This window comes from Amycolatopsis minnesotensis (genome assembly GCF_039529815.1).
Classification (GTDB): domain Bacteria; phylum Actinomycetota; class Actinomycetes; order Mycobacteriales; family Pseudonocardiaceae; genus Amycolatopsis; species Amycolatopsis minnesotensis.
This window is the reverse complement of the sequence record NZ_BAAANN010000014.1, coordinates 165,756-182,310: the sequence shown is the minus strand read 5'-3', so window position 1 is coordinate 182,310 and position 16,555 is coordinate 165,756. Positions and strand designations below refer to the sequence as shown.

The window sequence follows — 16,555 nt, the reverse complement described above, 5'->3', positions numbered from 1 at the left end:
GTGCGAATTACCTATCGGAAAGCGCGGCGGAAATCGCCGAACTCACATAATCCCAGAAATCGTCGTCCAGCTCGAAATCGGTTTCCCCGGTGAGCGAGTTCAGCACGCCGCCGCCCCGTTCACGGAAGAACTTGACCATCGAGTCCCAGATCCCGGCGTCGCCGCCGGTGAACGTCCGCCCCAGATCGGCGAGGCGTGCCGCGTCCGCCAGCAGCGCCGGGTCGGCTTCCGGTGTCCCGGCGCGGTAGTGCTCGACCATCCTCCGGAACAGCACGAACCACTCGGTGTCCATAGTGGACTTTGCTGCCTCGTCGAGACCTTCGACGTGCGCGTCCATCAGCGCGTGCTGCTCCGGCGTGAGGTACTCCTCGAACACCGTCAGCTTGGCCTGCAGGAGCACCGGGTCCGCCCAGTCCGAGCGGTCGAGCTGGTCGAGCAGCGCGCTGGTCTGCTGGCTCAGCGCGGTCAGCCGCCGCGCCTGCTGGTCGAGCAGTTCGACGCGCGCGGTCAGCACTTCGCGCAGTACGCCGCGATCGAGCGCGTCGCCGATTTCGGTCAGCGGCATGCCGATCTGCCGCAGCAGCCTGATCTGGTACAGCCGGTGCAGATCGGGTTCGGTGTAGCGGCGGTGCCCCGACGGCGACCGTTCGCCGGGGCACAGCAGCCCGATCTCGTCGTAGTGGTGCAGCGTGCGGACCGTCAGACCGGCGGCCTTCGCCAGTGCGCCGACGCTCCAGCGCGCCTTGCCCTCGGTCCCGGTCATGGGACCCACGGTAGATCCTCCCGTTACGTGAGGTTCAAGTCCGCGCGTCGAACGCGTCGCGCAGGCCGTCGCCGATGAAGTTCAGCGCCAGCGAGATCAGCACCAGCACGCCGAACGGCCAGAAGAACAGCCACGGGCGGCCGCTGAACTGGGTGTAGTTGTCGAAGATGATCCTGCCGAGCGAGGTGTCCGGTAGCTGCACGCCGAGGCCGACGAACGACAGGCCCGCCTCCAGCAGCACCGCCTGCGCGACGGCGAGGGTGGCGTTGACCGCGATGGTGCCGGTCATGTTGGGCAGCAGGTGCCTGGTGATGATCCGCGCCGTGCCCGCGCCCGCCGCCCGCGCCGATTCGACGAACTCGCGCTGCGCGAGGGACATCGCCTCGCCCCGCGTGATCCTGGCGGACTGGGTCCAGTAGAACGCGGAGAGGATCAGCGCGACGGTGAACCAGCTACCGTCGAACACCTTCACCAGAATCGCCGCGACGGCGATCTGCGGGACGATCAGGAACAGGTCCGTCAGCCGCGAAACCGCCGCGTCGGTGAACCCGCGCCGGTACCCCGCGAGCGAACCGAGCGCCACCCCCAGCGTCGTCGCCACGATCGACACGGTGACCGCGATCAGCAGCGAAAGCTGGGTGCCGCGCACGATCTGCGCGAGCATGTCCAGGCCGATCTTGTTGGTGCCGAGCGGAAACTCCGCGTTCGGCGGCACGAACGGGGGGAAGCTCGCGTCGCCGTAGTCGTGCGGCCACCACAGCGGCACGATCAGCACCGCCAGCACGAGCACCGCGAGCGCCACGACGCCGGCCATCGCGAGCCGGTGCCGCCGGAACCGCCGCAGCACGAGCCGCCCCCGCCGCACCTGGCTCCGCGGGGGGTCCGGGGGTCGCTGCGCGAGAAGCGCGTTCATGTCGTCAGCCAACGCGGATCCTCGGGTCCAGCACGCCGTAGCAGACGTCCGCGACGAGGTTCGCGACGACCACGGTCGCCCCGATCAGCACGATCCAGCCCATCAGCAGGTACGGGTCGTCGGCGTTCACCGCGGTGACGAGCACGGAGCCCATGCCGTTCCAGTTGAACACGCGTTCGGTGATCACGGCACCGGAGAGCACCACGCCGAAGTTGAGCGAAAACAGGGTGGCGACCGGGATGAGCGCGTTCCGGAAGGCGTGCCGGAAGATCACGCGCGCCGGTGAGATCCCCTTCGCCCGCGCGGTGCGCACGTAGTCGGTGTTCAGCGTTTCGAGCATCGAAGCGCGCTGGAAACGGCTGTAGCCCGCGAAACTGACGGCCATGACCGCCAGCGTCGGCAGCAGGTACGCGCCGATGTACTTCACGACGAGGTCGCCGAACCCGTGCGATTCCAGGCTTTCCGGGCTCGACGTCCTGATCCACGGGTTGCCGAGCAGGCCGGTGAGCCCGAGGTCGCGGACCCAGTCGTTGAGCTGGACCGCGAAGTCCTTGAGCACCAGCGCGATGCAGAACACCGGCATCGCGAACAGCAGGAACGCCAGCGCCGTGGCGACGTGGTCGGCGAGCCGGTACTGGCGCACCGCGGCCACCACGCCGACCAGCACCCCGGTCACCAGCGCCAGCACCTCGGCGCCGATCACCAGGCCGAACGTCACCCCGTAGGCGCTGGTGACCTTGTCGAACACCGGCTCGAGCGCGATCGAAGAACCCCAGTCACCGCTGAGGAATCCGCCGAGCCAGTGGAAGTACCTCGGCACCACGCCCTCGTCGAGCCGGAGTTCGTGCGCGAGCACCGCGATCGCGTCCTGGTTCGCACCAGGACGCGATCGCTGCTCGGCGAGCGGATCACCGGCGGCGGCCACCAGCAGGAAGCACACGAAGGTGGCCACCAGCAGCGTCGGCACGGAAATCGCGAGCCGGCGCAGCACATACCGCGTCAGGTTCAGCTCGTCCTCGCCCACTCGCCGACGTTCCACAGCACGCCGTTGTAGGACTGCAGGTAGACGCGGTCGATACCGCGGAACGCCCACAGCGAGGGCGCCGCGTACAGCGGGAGCGTCGCGTACTGGTCGGCGATCGCCTGGTCCGCCGCCGCGTACTGCCTGGCGGCCTCGGCGGGATCGGTCGTCGAGACCGCGGTGGTGAACGCCTGGTCGACCTTCGGGTCGGACAGGCCCTGCCAGTTCTGCGAAGGACCGTTCCCCGCCGACTTGTAGACCGGGGCCCCTTCCGCCTTGAACGGCGCCTGGCTCCAGGCGAACAGCGCGATGTCGTACCCGCCCTGCTGCGCGCGGCCCTTGGTGAACTTCGGGTCCAGCTCGTCGTGCACCAGTATCCCGGCCTGCTTGGCCTGCGTGGTGATCAACTGGACCGTGCTCGTGCGGAGCTCGCTCGCCGCGTGCGTGATGGTCACCTCGAACCGCTTGCCGTTCTTGGCGAAGATCCCGTCGGGGTCCTTCACCCATCCCGCGTCGCTGAGGATCTTCGCCGCCGCCTCCGGGCCGAGCCCCGACTTCGCGCCGTACCGGTCCTGGTAACCGGGCTCACCCTGGAAGAACTGCACGCTGCCGAGCGGTTGCGCGTCGGCGTAGACCGGCTTGATCAGCTTGTCCACGATCGCCTTGCGGTCCACCGCCGCCATGAACGCCCTGCGCAGCACGACATCGCCGAACATGCGCTTGTAGTTGAAGTCGAGGTGCTCGAAGGAAAGGAGCTGCGCGGAACCGCAGACAATGCCCTTCCCGGCGAGCCCCTGCAGTTTCTTCGTCACGCTTTCGTCCGGCTGACTGGACGAAACCACGTCGATTTCGCCGTTCTCCAGCGCCGACGCCATTTCGTTCCGGTCCTTGATGACGCGCACGGTGATCTTCTTCGGGCCACCCTTCGCGCCCGCCCACTGCGGATTCTTTTCCAGCGTCACCGATTCGGCGTTCTTGTCGACCGCGACGAGTTTGTACGGCCCCGACGCCGGCATCAGTTCGGGGTTGAATTCGAGCCAGCCCTTGTTCCAGAAATCGGCCGCCTTCTTCAGCGCCGCCGGGTCGCCGGCCGGGGTCAGCGCGGTGACGTCCGGAATTCCGGTCTTCGCTTCGAGGATGTGCGACGGCAGCACCCATCCCGTGGTGGAGAACAGGCCCTTGTAGTCGAGGTAGGGCTTTTTGAAGTGGGCCTCGAAGGTCGTTTCGTCCTTGCAGGCCGCGCTGTCGACGAGGTTGAACCCGCCGGAGTCACCAGGGGTGAACACCGGTTTTCCGTCGGCGCCCTTCGGCAGGCCGCTCTGCGCGAGCCAGCTCAGATAGAGATCGCGGCAGCTCCACGGCCGCCCGTCGGACCACTTCACGTCCGCTTTGATCTTCCACTGGACCACCTGCGGGTCCTTGGCCAGCACCGTGACCGAATCCATCACGTCCCGGTTCAGCAGCACCTTGTTCGCGCCGTCGAGTTCGAACGGCTTCGCCAGCACGGTGGTCAGCACCGCATTGGCACCGGGATGCCCGGCGCCGGGCACGTTCGCGTTGTAGGAGGTGAAGGAATCGTCGACTCCGACCTTCACCTCTTCGCTTTCCGGGGCTTCGGCGAGCTTGTAATCGTCACCACTTTCGAGTTTTCCGGTCTTCATGGCGTTGACGTCGACGTTCGCGCCCGCCTTGCCGTCCGTTCCGCCGCTGCACGCGCTCAACGCGAGCACCGCGGCAGTCAGCACGGACCCGGCGCGGACAGCTCGGGATCTTCTCATCGTGGATGTGCCCTCCTAGCACTGAACCAGTACCCGCCCCTCGCACTCCGGGTGCACGCTACGAAGACAAACACACTGAGTCACGGCTTGGGCGGCCATTGTGACCAAAGGGTAATTTCTCTTTCGAACAATTCCCGGAAAAGCTGTTACTTCGCGCCACGAGTCCAGTTGACGGCTCCCCCGAATGGCCCCATCAGCGGCGGACCGGGTGTCAGGCCGGAAATCCCGTTTCCGACCGCGAGCGTGTCGGCGAGCTGGAACAACGGGATCACGACGTGCTGGCGCCACAGCTCGGGTTCGAGCGTGGCCAGCGCCTCCGGCATCGGCGTCGCGCCGCTGAGCGCGGAATCGATCGCGGGCTGCAGGCTCTTCTGGCAGAAGGCGGCCGAGTTCGCGGGCACCGCCGGCGCCTGGTCGTCGGAGTTCTGCGGGGCGGGGCGGCAGCCGAACTGCGACGCCAGCACCGACGCGGGATCACCGCCGACGGGCTGCGGCACCACCGCGATGTCGATGCCCACTCCGCTGCTGCCGCCGGTCTCCGGGGTGGTGCTCGGCGTCGCCGACGACGACGGCTGGCTGGTCTTGACCGGCATCGCGAGCTGGCCGGAGAACAGGTCCCGCGGCTGCGGCGCGACCGTGCGCACCTCGACACCGGCCGCGACGAGCTGCGACGCCAGTTTCTTCGCGATCGTGGCGTACGGCTCCTGCTGGCCAGGCGAGCCGATCACGAGCGACAGCGGCTTGCCGTCCTTGCGCCAGGTGCCCGCTTCCTTGGTGTAGCCGGCCGCGGCGAGCTGCTCCTGCGCGCGCTGCGGGTCCGGCGTGCCCGGCGCGCCCGCGGCGGGCACCGTCGGCGCGTACCCCGGCATCGACGGCGCGAGCACCTGCGCGTCGGCGTGCAGCGTCGCCGACGGGCCGCCCGCGACGCCCTGGTCGATGAGCTGTTTGCGGTCGATGAGCGCGGAAACCCCGGCCCGCGTGCGCTCGTCGGTGAGCACGCCGCCCGCGGGCCGCAGCAGCAGCTCCGCGACGAACGGGCGCGGGATGGTGTGCAGCCGCACGGCGGTGCCGAGCTCGCTGAGCCGCTTCAGGCCGGTTTCGTCCGTGCGGTAGAGCGCGAACTGGTCGTTGCCGCTGCGCAGCGCGTCGACCATGCCGACCTGATCGGTGCGGCGCAGCACGATCTGGTCGACCGCGGCCACCTTGTCCCAGTAGCGCTCGTTGCGTTCGAGGACGATCTCGCCGCGGTCCCGGTCCATCGTCTTCACCGAGAACGGGCCCGCGACCGCGGGGAAACCGCCCTCCAGCGCGTTCTGCCAGCCGCCGGGCGCGTCCTTGAGCAGGTGCGAGGGCATCAGGTTCGAGAACAGCGTCTGCCAGCCGGGGTAGGGCTTGGTGAAGGTCACCTCGACGCGTTTGCCGCCTTCACCCGGCTGGATGTTGTTGATCTGCCGGTACCCGGCGGGCTGCACCACGCCAGGGTTGTCGCGCATCTGGTTGTAGAGGTAGATGAAGTCCTCGACCGCGATCGGCGCACCGTCGCTCCACGACGCCTCCTGCTTGATCTCGTAGGCCACCGTGAACGGCTGCTGCGAGATCACCTCCGCCGAGCGCATCAGGCTCTTGTCGAGCACCGGCTTGCCCGTTTCGTCGGAGCGGAACACCGAGGGCAGCACGAGCTGCGAGAGCGCGGAGGTCACCGTGGAGGAGTCGGCGATGTTGTGCGGGTTGAACCCGCCGCTGATGTCGTCGACGCCGAAGACGATCTGGGACGGGTTCTTCGCGGTGGTGGTCTGCGCGGCGGGCGAGGTGACCACGGGCGGCGGCGGGGTGTTCGAGCAGGCCCCGAGCACCGCGGCGAGCAGAGCCGCCAGCGGCGGGAGGATCCGACGGGTCCGCACCCGCTTCCCGGTCCCGCGCACGCCGCCTCCCGTCTCGTTCAGGTTCCAGCCGGAGCACGCAATGGTGCCATGTGTCCCCGTGGCGTGTCCGCGAGATTTCCAGATGACCGGTAAAAGCGCGGTGCGCCCGGGCCTCCCGCGAACGGGTGACCCGGGCGCACAGTACCGCGACGGTCAGTTGGCGCCGTTGTCGCGGCTCTTCGCGCGCGACCGCTCCTTCGCACGGGTGCTGAAGTCGAGGGTGACCTTGCGGATCCGGACCACGTCCGGCGCGACCTCGACGCACTCGTCGACGGAGCAGAACTCCAGCGCCTCTTCCAGGCCCATCTTGCGCGGCCTGGCCAGTGTCTCCATCACGTCGGCGGAGGACTGGCGCATGTTCGTCAGCTTCTTCTCCTTGGTGATGTTGATGTCGAGGTCCTCGGCGCGCGGGTTCTCCCCGACGACCATGCCCTCGTACACCTCGGCGCCCGGCTCGACGAAGAACGTGCCGCGGTCGGCGAGCTGGATCATCGCGTACGCGGTGATCGGCCCGGACCGGTCGGCGACCAGCGAGCCGCTGTGCCGGGTGCGGATCTCGCCCGCCCACGGGTGGTAGCCCTCGAACACGTGGTTCGCGATCCCGGTGCCGCGGGTCTCGGTGAGGAAGTCGGTGCGGAACCCGATCAGGCCGCGCGCCGGGAGCACGTAGTCCAGCTTGAGCCTGCCGGTGCCGTGCCCGCCCATGTGCTCCATGCGCCCCTTGCGCGCGGCGAGGAGCTGCGTGATGCCGCCGAGGTGCTCCTCCGGCGTGTCGATCGACAGGCGCTCGAACGGCTCGTGCAGCTTGCCGTCGATGGTCTTGGTGACCACCTGTGGCTTGCCGACGGTCAGCTCGAAGCCCTCGCGGCGCATCTGCTCGACGAGGATCGCCAGCGCCAGCTCGCCACGGCCCTGCACCTCCCAGGTGTCGGGGCGCTCGGTGGGCAGCACGCGGATGCTGACGTTACCGATCAGCTCGGAGTCCAGCCGCGCCTTCACCAGCCGCGCGGTGACCTTGTCGCCACCGCTGCGCCCGGCGAGCGGGGAGGTGTTGACGCCGATGGTCATCGAGATGGCCGGCTCGTCGACCGCGATCCGGGGCAGCGCCTCCGGGTTCTCCACGTCGGCGAGGGTGTCGCCGATCGTGATGTCCGGGATGCCCGCGATCGCGACCAGGTCGCCGGCCGCGGCCTCGGTCGCCGGGACGCGGGTCAGCGCCTCGGTGACCAGCAGCTCGGAGATGCGGACGTTCTGGACCGTGCCGTCCTCGCGCATCCAGGCCACCGTCTGGCCCTTGCGCAGCTCGCCGGAGTGGATGCGGATCAGCGCGATGCGGCCGAGGAAGTTCGACGCGTCGAGGTTCGTCACCAGCGCGCGCAGCGGGCCGTCGACGTCGGCGACCGGCGGCGGCACGTGGCGGAGCAGCGTGTCGAACAGCGAGTCGAGGTTCTCGCTGTCGGGAACGTCACCGTCGGCGGGCTGTTCGAGGCTCGCCTTGCCCGCGCGGGCGGAGGCGTAGACGACCGGCAGGTCGAGGATCGCGTCGTGGTCGGCGTCCTCGATGTCGCCCGCCAGGTCGAGCAGCAGGTCGTGCGTCTCGTCGACGACCTCGGAGATCCGGGCGTCGGGCCGGTCGGTCTTGTTGACCACGAGGATCACCGGGAGACCGGCTTCGAGGGTCTTGCGCAGCACGAACCTGGTCTGCGGCAGCGGGCCCTCGCTCGCGTCGACGAGCAGGACCACGCCGTCGACCATGGCGAGCCCGCGCTCGACCTCGCCGCCGAAGTCGGCGTGGCCGGGGGTGTCGATCACGTTGATGGTGACCTGGCCGTCCGGCGTCTGGCGATGGATGGACGTGTTCTTCGCGAGGATGGTGATGCCCTTTTCTCGCTCCAGCTCGCCGGAGTCCATCACGCGGTCGACGAGCTCGGCACGCTCGGCGAACGCGCCGGACTGGCGCAGCATGGCGTCGACCAGGGTGGTCTTACCGTGGTCGACGTGTGCCACGATGGCGACGTTGCGCAGATCGGGACGGGTACGGGTGGGCACGGACTCACCGGCGCTCTTGTCGATGACGCTGGCTGCGGGCACGCGAGACTCCAAAAGACTGAACCTGCTGGTGTGGTGACCGCGGCAGTCGGTATGCACAAGCGGCCCACAGTGGCCACACGCAGTCGCGTCCCAGGATACCCGTGACCCCTTTGTGACCAGCGCCACGCCCACCTTTCGGTTAGCCTCACCTAACGTGTGCCCATGGGCAAAAAGGGCGCGAAGGACCCTCGGGAGCGGGTCCGCAAGCTGATCAAGGCGGGCAAGGTCAAGAAGAAGTGCTGCCGGTCGAAGTCGCGTTGCAAGAAGTGCCCCGTGCTCGCGCTGAAGAAGGCGAAGGAGAAGCTCGCCGCCTGACCTCCCCCGCCTCTTCCTCGTCGGCGTGCCGTCGGAGCGGGCGGGAACCCCGTGAGCGACGGCTCAGTGCGCGACGGCTTCGTTCACCGGGCGGAGTTCGGGCGCGGTCCTCGTCGGGGAGAACTCGATCACCTCGTAGGTGGCGAGGTGCTGGAGCGCGAACGGGTCGGTGGCCAGTATCGCGTCGAGTTTCCCCCTTGCCATCGGACGGGTGACAATCACTCCCCCGATACAGGGATTGCGTTTACCGGACGCGAGGAAATGTCCGTTCTCGTACTGCTTCGTCAGCCAGTCGGCGTGATCGGGCAGCACGTAGTCGATCTCTTCGATGGGCGCTGTGTAGGTCAGCAGTACGACAAACATATTCGAAGGTTAAACCCGCGCGATCCCGATGACACCAGCCGGCGCCCGAGTCGATACGAATTCTTTTTCGAATGAAACCGTACGTACGTTCTTTTCTTTGCCCGCGCTTGACCCCGGTTTGCCTTTCGATGACCGTGCGGCTGCGCTACACTCGCCGCGTGCTGACCTTCCGTAACCAGTGGTGGCCCCCGACCGGCGGCCACTGACTCTGCGCACCTGAGGCACAGCGCACCAGACCAGGCCGCCCCGCACGGGCGGCCTTTCGCATGTCTGGGGGGCGCCTTCTCCTGGGGCGGCGGTGACCCGAAGAGGAGACGCACCACCATGACCAGGCTTTCCGGCATCACCCCGTCCGGACACGTCCAGCTCGGCAACTACCTCGGCGCGCTGCGGCGGTGGGCGGTCGAGGGCGGCGAGCAGGATCTGTACTTCATCTCCGACCTGCACGCGATGACCACCACGCACAACCCGGGAAAGCTGCGCGCGCTCGCCGGTGAACAGCTCGCGGTGCTGATCGCGACCGGGATACCCGAGGAACGGATGTTCGTGCAGTCCGATCTCGCGCGCGAACTCGGCGCGCTCACCTGGGTGCTGGAATGCACCGCGAGCTACGGCGAAGCGGCGCGAATGATCCAGTTCAAGGAAAAGGCGGAAGGGCGCAGCGGCGTCCGGCTCAGCCTGCTCACCTATCCGGTGCTGATGGCGGCGGACATCCTGTTGCAGGGCGCGTCGGAGGTGCCCGTCGGCGAGGACCAGCGCCAGCACGTGGAACTCGCGCGTGCGCTGGCGCGCCGGTTCAACGGCACCTACGGCGAGGTGTTCACGATGCCGGAGGCGGTGCTGCCGAAGGTGGGCGCACGCGTGCGCGACCTCGCCGACCCCACGCGCAAGATGTCGAAGTCCACCCAGGACAAGGCGGGTGTGGTGTTCGTGCTCGACGAGCCGGACCTGGTGCGGCGCAAGATCATGCGCGCGGTCACCGATGCGGGGCGGACCCCCGCCTACGAGCCGGGAACGCGGCCGGGGCTGGCGAACCTGCTGGACATCCTCGCCGCGTGCACGGGACGCGCCCCGGCGGACCTCGCCGAGGAGCACTCCTCCTACGGCGCGCTCAAGGAGACCGTCGCGGACGCGGTGATCGAAGTGCTGCGCCCGGTGCGGGAGGGCGCGGCGGCCCTGCTCGCCGACGCGGCCGAGCTGGACCGGGTGCGCAAGGCGGGCGCGGCGCGGGCGTCCGCACGGGGCGAGCACCGCCTGCAGAGCGCGCTCCGGCTCATCGGCGCGGGATGAAACCGATGTGAAACTGCCCCCTGCCATCTTCTTCTCGCCCCCGGTGAACACCGGGGGCGAGAAGGAACTGGGGAGCACTTTGCACAAGAAGACACTGCTCAAGAAGGCGGTACTCACCGCGGCCGCGGCCACCGCCGTGTGCGGGGCGAGCGCACCCGCGGTCGCCTCGGCCGCACCGGCCACGCCCGCGACGACCGTCGCGGATCAGGCGTCGACGCCTGCCGGGCCCGGGTGGCGCATGATGAAGCGGTACTGGTCCGACCGCGAGCTCATCGCGTGCGAGAACGAGCGGTACGCGAAATACCAGGGCGACCCGGCGGTGGTCCGCAGCGAATGCCGCTCGGTCACCCCCGGCTGGGAACTCTGGGTGCTGTTCGGCGGCTGAGCGCACGGGCCGCTGAGGTAACGCGCCCTCAGCGGCCCGTCAGCAGCGCGCGGAGATCGGGCAGCAGGATCCGGTCCGCGGGAAGCCAGTCGAGACCGTCCAGTTCGGACACGTCGAGCCAGCGCAGCGCGCGGTGTTCGACCGCGCGCGGCTCTTCCCCGTCATCGGCGAGTCCGGCGGCGTAGATGCGCAGCACCTTCCCGCCCGGCAGGTCGACGTCGGCGCCCACCCGCGCGCCGACGGTCACCGCGACGCCCAGTTCCTCGGCGCATTCACGAGCCAGTCCGTCCACATCGGACTCACCTGCCTCGACCCTGCCGCCGGGCAGCTCCCATTTGCCGTCCGCGTCGGCTGGCCAGGCCCGTTGCTGCGCGAGCAGTTTCCCGGCGCGCACGATCGCGGCGCCCACCACCACACCCGATTTCACGGCGGTGACGTTACGTCAGCCGGGTTCGCCGGTGGCCTTCCGCCACACCACCACGAACCGCGCGCCGCCCTCCGGGGACTCGCCGACCGTGACGTGCCCGCCGCGCCGCCGCACCGCTTCGGAGACCATCGCCAGGCCGAGCCCGGTGCCGCCCGAGGTCCGCGCGCGATCGTCGGCGACCCGGTAGAACCGGTCGAACACCAGGTCGCGGTGCTCCGGCGCGATACCGGGGCCGTCGTCGTCGACCACGACCCGCACGGTCGCCTTCGACGCCAGCACCGACACCACGATCTGCGCGCGGGCGTACCGGCAGGCGTTGCGCAGCAGGTTGTTCAGGATCAGCTCGACCTCGGCCGGTGCGGCGTGCGCCCACGACCTGCCCGCGACGCCGCTGACCCGCGCGGAGGGCGAGCCCGGCGGCAGCCGCGCGATCGCCGCGCGCGCCTCGGTGACCAGTTCCACCGGCTCGGCGGGCGGCACCTCGCCCGCATCCGATCTCGCCAGCGTCAGCAAGCCGTCGAGCAGGGCCGAAAGCCGTTCGGACTCGGCGAGGATGTCGGCGAGCGTCTCCTGCGCCAGCTCCGGGTCCGGGTTGGCCACGGCCACCTCGGCCTGCACGCGGATCGACGCGACCGGCGAGCGGAGTTCGTGCGCGGCGTCGCCGGTGAACCGGCGCAACCGCTCGCTCACGTCCTCCTGGCGCGAAAGCAGGCCGTTGAACTCGGCCGCGAGCGCACGCAGTTCGTCGTGCGCCTCCGGCAGGTCGAGCCGCTCACCGTGCGGCAGCCCCTGCACGGCCCGCCGCATCCGGCCGACCGGCCGCAGCGCCGACCGCACCACCAGCCAGGTCGCCGTCGCGGCGAGCAGCGCGCCGACGGAGGCGACCCACAGCAGCCAGTGCGAGCCGCCCGCCGCCGCGGAGGCGAACCCGACCAGGCCCGCCCCGGCCACCACGAGCCGCTGCGAGCCGTCCGGCGCGGTCACCACGGACCCGAGCCAGCGCCACTTCGCCCCTTCGGCGGCGCCTTCGTCGGTCTTGACCGGCGTGCCCGCCTTCAGCACGCGCACCTCGTCGTGGCGGAGCCCCGGCGGCGGCAGCCCGTCCACCGGTGCGCCCGCGGTGTCGAGCACCCTGATCGTGACCCCGGAACGCGCCTGGATCGGTTTCCCTTCGGCGACCATCGCCGACGCGGACGACAGCGCGCCCCGCAGCTCGCCGTCGACGGATCTGACCAGCAGCGGGCTCAGTCCCTTGCCCGCGAGCAGGGCGAGGGCGAGCAGGAACACCAGCGTCACCGCACCGGCCATCGCGGTGATCCGGAACCGCAACGACCGCCGCAGCCACCACCGCGGCGCCCGTGTCACGCAGGACCGGCCGGGCTCATGACCTCGTCCAGGTTCGGATCGGACGCCACGTACCCGTGCCCGCGCACGGTCCGCACCAGCGCGCCCGCACCGGCGGCGTCCAGCTTGCGCCGCACGTACCCGACGTAGACCTCGACGACGTTGCGCGTCGCGGCCTGCTCGTCGCCCCACACCGCGCGCAGCAGCTCGTCCTTCGTCACCACCGTGCCCGCGCGTCCCACCAGCACCTCGAGCAACGCGAACTCGCGCGGGCTGAACGCGACCGGCTCGCCGCGCCAGTGCACCTGCTTGACCGCGCGGTCCACCTCCAGCTCGCCGACCCGCAGCGAGCCGCGCACCCCGTCGTTCGCGGCGCGGCGCAGCACCGCGCGCACCTGCGCCACCAGCACCACGAAGGAGAACGGCTTCACCAGGTAGCCGTCCGCGCCGAGGTCGAGGCCGTCGGCCTGGTCGACCTCGCCGTCCTTCGCCGAGATCATCAGCACCGGCGTGCGGACGCCCTCGGCGCGGAGCTGCTGCAGCACCCGGTAGCCGGAGAGGCCGGGCAGCATGATGTCGAGCAGCAGCACGTCGAACGCGCCGGTCTGCCCGAGCCGCAGCGCGCTCGGCCCGTCCGAGGCCGTCACCACGTCCATGCCCTCCGCGCGAAGGCCGCGCTGCAGCGCCTTGCGGACGCCAGGCTCGTCGTCGACCACCAGTACCCGAGGATTCACGGGTTCAGCATGCCCTGTCCTGCGTGGTCACGCCCGCAGGCTTTCAGCGTTCTCTCAGCGTACGAAGCCGTCTCAGTACGATCTCAGCCTCGGGAGGGAAGCCTGAGTGTCGGGAAACGAGCACAATCGGGCTCAACGACCACAGGGAGAAACAGCATGAATCCGAAGAAGAAGGCGCTCGCCGCCGCGGCGGTGGGGACCGCGGCAGGCGTCGCCGGGCTCGCGATCATCGCGATGCCCGCCGACGCGGGTGAAGCCCCCGAGCTGCCCGCCGTCAGCGCGGAGGAGCTCGTGCAGTCGGTGATCACCACGCCGCCGCCGGCGTTGAACGGCTCGGTCAAGCTGACCAACAACCTTGGCCTGCCGGTCGGGCTGCCGGGGACCGGCGCGCTCACCGCCGACTCGGCACGCGTGTTCACCGACGGGCAGGGCCACAGCAAGATCACGACGCAGAAGGGCGCCGGCGAGCAGACCGTGGTCCACAACGGCAGCACCGTGTGGACCTACAACTCCGGCAGCAACACCGCGACGAAGACGACCCTGCCCGCCGGCGCGGACGGCAAGCACGCGCCGGAGGCCGGCGGCCAGGCCGCCGACCCGGCCGCCATCGCCTCCAAGGTGCTCGGCGCGGTGCGGGAAAGCAGCACGGTCAGCGTCGAGGGCACCGCGAACGTCGCGGGCCGCGCCGCCTACGAGCTGGTGCTCACGCCGAAGCCGACGGAACGCACGCTGCTGCGCGAGGTCCGCGTCGCGGTCGACGCCGAGAAGCGGCTGCCGCTGGAGCTTTCGGTGCTGTCCAACGGCTCGCCGGACCCGGCGCTGCAGGTCGGCTTCACCGACGTGTCGTTCACGCCGCAGGCCGCGAACCTGTTCGAGTTCACCCCGCCCGCGGGCGCCAAGGTGACCGAGCAGCAGCCGAAGATCGACCAGCGGGACAAGGACAAGGCGAAGGCCGAGATCCAGCAGAACCTGAAGACCGTCGGCACCGGCTGGGACACCGTGCTCGTCGGGCAGCTTCCCGCGGACGCGCTGTCGGACATGGGCAAGGGCAAGGCGGGCGAGCACGGCCGGAACGTCGACCCGAAGGCGATCCTGGACCGGGTGAGCAAGCCGGTGAGCGGTGCGTTCGGCACCGGCCACGTGGTGACCACCAAGGTCGGCACCGCCCTGCTGACCGACGACGGCAGGGTCGCCGCCGGTTTCGTGCCCGAGCAGGTGCTCGTCGAGGCACTGGGGACGAAGTGACCGTTTCGGTCGAGGCGGGCGTGTCCGCGCCGGAAGGCGCGGGCACGCCCGTCCCCACCCCAGCCGCGCGGACTCGGGGACTGCGCAAGGTCTACCGCGGCACGGTCGCGGTGGACCAGGTCGACCTGGACGTGCCTTCGGGGGCCGTGCTGGGCATGCTCGGGCCGAACGGCTCGGGGAAGACGACCACGATCAGGATGCTGCTCGGGCTCGTGCGCCCGACCGAGGGCGAGGTCGAGCTGCTCGGGCAGAAGATGCCGGAGGGCGCGGGAGAAGCCCTTCCCGACGTGGGCGCGCTCGTGGAGGGACCGGGGTTCCACCCGTTCCTTTCCGGGCGGGAGAACCTGTTCCGGATGGCCGCCGCGGAGCCGCGGCTGGCGTCGAACTCGGTGCCCTCCGCGGTGGAGGAGGCACTGGAGCGCGTCGGGCTGACCGGTGCCGCGCACCGGCGGTACCGGGCGTACTCGCTCGGCATGAAGCAGCGGCTCGGGCTCGCCAGCGCACTGCTCGTGCCGCGGCGGATGATCGTGCTCGACGAGCCGACGAACGGGCTGGATCCCGCGGGTACCAGGGAGATCCGCAAGATCATCGGTGAGCTGCACGCCGAGGGTGTGACCGTGCTCGTGTCCTCCCACCTGCTCGCGGAGGTCGAAGCGACCTGCACGCACGTCGCGGTGCTCAACGCGGGATCCGTGGTCGCCCAGGGCGAGCTCTCCGAGCTGCTGGAATCCGGCAGCCCCGGCCTCCTGGTGTCCACACCGGACGGTGACAGGGCGATCGAAGTACTGCGGGACAACCGGATCTCGGCCAGGCTCACGCCCGAGGGCGTGCGCGTCGACCTGGCGGCGACCACCGCGCCGGAGGCCATCGCGGCACTCGTGCGCGGCGAGGTCGCGGTACACGAGGCTTCGCGCGCGCGGACCGGGCTCGAAGACCTCTTCGCCCGGCTGACCCAGGGCGAGGAAGAGATCGAGGAGGAGCGATGACCACCGTGCCCCTCGCGCCCGTCGCGACCGAGTTGCGGCCGTCGAACCGGGTTTCGCCGGTCCGGCTGGCCCGCGCCGAGCTGCGCTGGATCTTCCGCAGGCCGCGCACGCTCGTGGTGCTCGGCCTGCTCGCGCTGATCCCGATCGTGCTCGGCGTGAGCCTGACGCTCGTCGACTCGAACGCCCCGAACGCCGAACAGGACGGCCCGGGCGGCGGGATCCTCAGCGCGGCCGCGGGCAACGCGTTCGTGCTGCCGATCGCCGCGCTCGTGGTGACACTGCAACTGCTGCTGCCGCTGTGCGCGGCGATGGCAGGCGCCGACGCGATCGCGGGCGAGGCGTCCACCGGCACCCTGCGCGGCTGGCTGCTGGCACCGGTGAGCAGGGGACGGCTGCTCGCGGTGAAGGCGTTCGGCGTCGCCACCGTCACCGTGTCCGCGGTCGCGCTGATGGCCGTGACCGGGTTCGTCACCGGCCTGATCATCAACGGCCCCAACGCGATGTTCACCCTCTCCGGCGACACACTGTCCATTTGGGACACCCTCGGCCGGGTCGGGCTGGCCGCGGCGTGGGTGGTGCTGCAGCTGTGGGCCGTCGGCGCGGTCGCGCTGGCGATCTCCACCTGCACCGAGCACCCGATGCTCGTGGTGGTCTCGGTGCTGGCGGGCACGATCGTGTTCCAGGTGCTGAGCATGCTCTCCGCGGTGTCGTGGCTGCACCCGTTCCTGCTGAACAAGTCGTGGGAGGCGATCCCCGACATCCTGCGGGACCCGATCCCCTCCGGCGGGCTCACCGAGGGCGCGGCGCGGGCGGTCTGCTACATCGCCATCGCGCTGTCGCTGGCCTACGCGCGCATCACCACCCGCGACGGCTGATCCTTCCTTCCGGCAGGGGGAGTCCCTGATGGCCACCATGACGGCGTTCCGTGCCGCCATGGTGGCCATCACGGCACTCCGGACCTGGGAAACCCTTACTCCG

16 protein-coding genes are annotated in these 16,555 nt (G+C 70.1%); 6 read left to right on the top strand and 10 right to left on the bottom strand.

Annotated elements, in window-relative coordinates:
* Positions 1-7: 7 nt before the first annotated feature.
* The 6 genes from ABD256_RS19580 to typA all read right to left on the bottom strand — a co-directional run bounded on the left by ABD256_RS19580 (position 8) and on the right by typA (position 8,488).
* Complete coding sequence (locus ABD256_RS19580; protein WP_344420387.1) at positions 8-763, bottom strand: MerR family transcriptional regulator; 756 nt, start codon at positions 761-763, stop codon at positions 8-10.
* Between the two features lie 34 nt (positions 764-797).
* Positions 798-1,676, bottom strand: coding sequence for an ABC transporter permease (locus ABD256_RS19575; protein ID WP_344420541.1), 879 nt, complete (start codon positions 1,674-1,676; stop codon positions 798-800).
* Between the two features lie 4 nt (positions 1,677-1,680).
* Positions 1,681-2,685, bottom strand: coding sequence for an ABC transporter permease (locus ABD256_RS19570; protein ID WP_344420538.1), 1,005 nt, complete (start codon positions 2,683-2,685; stop codon positions 1,681-1,683).
* Positions 2,682-4,475 (bottom strand): ABC transporter substrate-binding protein, encoded by a 1,794-nt coding sequence (locus ABD256_RS19565; RefSeq protein WP_344420384.1) that lies wholly within the window; start codon positions 4,473-4,475, stop codon positions 2,682-2,684. The genes ABD256_RS19570 and ABD256_RS19565 overlap by 4 nt, the downstream gene beginning before the upstream one ends.
* 146 nt (positions 4,476-4,621) lie before the next feature.
* Complete coding sequence (locus ABD256_RS19560) at positions 4,622-6,376, bottom strand: ABC transporter family substrate-binding protein (protein WP_425546476.1); 1,755 nt, start codon at positions 6,374-6,376, stop codon at positions 4,622-4,624.
* A 174-nt stretch (positions 6,377-6,550) separates the two neighbouring features.
* A complete protein-coding gene (gene typA, locus ABD256_RS19555) occupies positions 6,551-8,488 on the bottom strand; it encodes a translational GTPase TypA (RefSeq protein WP_425546474.1) in 1,938 nt (645 codons plus the stop codon).
* Between the two features lie 162 nt (positions 8,489-8,650).
* Between typA and ABD256_RS19550 the strand changes: the two genes are divergently transcribed.
* Positions 8,651-8,803, top strand: coding sequence for a hypothetical protein (locus ABD256_RS19550; RefSeq protein WP_215541848.1), 153 nt, complete (start codon positions 8,651-8,653; stop codon positions 8,801-8,803).
* A gap of 63 nt (positions 8,804-8,866) precedes the next feature.
* Here ABD256_RS19550 and ABD256_RS19545 read toward each other — a convergent pair whose 3' ends face one another.
* Positions 8,867-9,166, bottom strand: a complete 300-nt coding sequence (locus ABD256_RS19545) for a YciI family protein (RefSeq protein ID WP_344420375.1) — start codon at positions 9,164-9,166, stop codon at positions 8,867-8,869.
* Positions 9,167-9,490: 324 nt separating this feature from the next.
* Between ABD256_RS19545 and trpS the strand changes: the two genes are divergently transcribed.
* Positions 9,491-10,456, top strand: coding sequence for a tryptophan--tRNA ligase (gene trpS / locus ABD256_RS19540; protein ID WP_344420372.1), 966 nt, complete (start codon positions 9,491-9,493; stop codon positions 10,454-10,456).
* A gap of 7 nt (positions 10,457-10,463) precedes the next feature.
* Positions 10,464-10,841 (top strand): hypothetical protein, encoded by a 378-nt coding sequence (locus ABD256_RS19535; RefSeq protein WP_344420370.1) that lies wholly within the window; start codon positions 10,464-10,466, stop codon positions 10,839-10,841.
* 28 nt (positions 10,842-10,869) lie between these two features.
* Here the strand turns inward: ABD256_RS19535 and ABD256_RS19530 are convergent, their stop codons facing one another.
* The 3 genes from ABD256_RS19530 to ABD256_RS19520 are packed head-to-tail and all read right to left on the bottom strand — an operon-like array spanning position 10,870 to position 13,346.
* A complete protein-coding gene (locus ABD256_RS19530; protein ID WP_344420368.1) occupies positions 10,870-11,268 on the bottom strand; it encodes a (deoxy)nucleoside triphosphate pyrophosphohydrolase in 399 nt (132 codons plus the stop codon).
* Positions 11,269-11,283: 15 nt separating this feature from the next.
* The gene (locus tag ABD256_RS19525) at positions 11,284-12,633 is read right to left on the bottom strand and encodes a sensor histidine kinase (protein ID WP_344420366.1); all 1,350 of its coding nucleotides are present in this window, start codon (positions 12,631-12,633) and stop codon (positions 11,284-11,286) included.
* The gene (locus tag ABD256_RS19520) at positions 12,630-13,346 is read right to left on the bottom strand and encodes a response regulator transcription factor (protein WP_344420364.1); all 717 of its coding nucleotides are present in this window, start codon (positions 13,344-13,346) and stop codon (positions 12,630-12,632) included. Before ABD256_RS19520 ends, ABD256_RS19525 begins: the two co-directional genes overlap by 4 nt.
* Before the next feature lie 156 nt (positions 13,347-13,502).
* On the opposite strand from ABD256_RS19520, the gene ABD256_RS19515 reads away from it, so the two are divergent.
* From ABD256_RS19515 to ABD256_RS19505, 3 genes are read left to right on the top strand one after another with little or no spacing between them, the layout of a single operon-like run.
* The gene (locus ABD256_RS19515) at positions 13,503-14,591 is read left to right on the top strand and encodes a LolA family protein (protein ID WP_344420361.1); all 1,089 of its coding nucleotides are present in this window, start codon (positions 13,503-13,505) and stop codon (positions 14,589-14,591) included.
* A complete protein-coding gene (locus ABD256_RS19510; RefSeq protein ID WP_425546473.1) occupies positions 14,588-15,577 on the top strand; it encodes an ABC transporter ATP-binding protein in 990 nt (329 codons plus the stop codon). The genes ABD256_RS19515 and ABD256_RS19510 overlap by 4 nt, the downstream gene beginning before the upstream one ends.
* A complete protein-coding gene (locus ABD256_RS19505) occupies positions 15,574-16,452 on the top strand; it encodes an ABC transporter permease (RefSeq protein WP_344420358.1) in 879 nt (292 codons plus the stop codon). Before ABD256_RS19510 ends, ABD256_RS19505 begins: the two co-directional genes overlap by 4 nt.
* Positions 16,453-16,555 lie beyond the last annotated feature (103 nt).

Bases quoted from the DNA above. Each gene is read 5' to 3' on its own strand.
- ABD256_RS19515 (WP_344420361.1), top strand. From the start codon at position 13,503: ATGAATCCGAAGAAGAAGGCGCTCGCCGCCGCGGCGGTGGGGACCGCG.
- trpS (WP_344420372.1), top strand. From the start codon at position 9,491: ATGACCAGGCTTTCCGGCATCACCCCGTCCGGACACGTCCAGCTCGGC.
- ABD256_RS19545 (WP_344420375.1), bottom strand. From the start codon at position 9,166: ATGTTTGTCGTACTGCTGACCTACACAGCGCCCATCGAAGAGATCGAC.
- ABD256_RS19575 (WP_344420541.1), bottom strand. From the start codon at position 1,676: ATGAACGCGCTTCTCGCGCAGCGACCCCCGGACCCCCCGCGGAGCCAG.
- ABD256_RS19550 (WP_215541848.1), top strand. From the start codon at position 8,651: ATGGGCAAAAAGGGCGCGAAGGACCCTCGGGAGCGGGTCCGCAAGCTG.
- ABD256_RS19565 (WP_344420384.1), bottom strand. From the start codon at position 4,475: ATGAGAAGATCCCGAGCTGTCCGCGCCGGGTCCGTGCTGACTGCCGCG.
- ABD256_RS19580 (WP_344420387.1), bottom strand. From the start codon at position 763: ATGACCGGGACCGAGGGCAAGGCGCGCTGGAGCGTCGGCGCACTGGCG.
- ABD256_RS19505 (WP_344420358.1), top strand. From the start codon at position 15,574: ATGACCACCGTGCCCCTCGCGCCCGTCGCGACCGAGTTGCGGCCGTCG.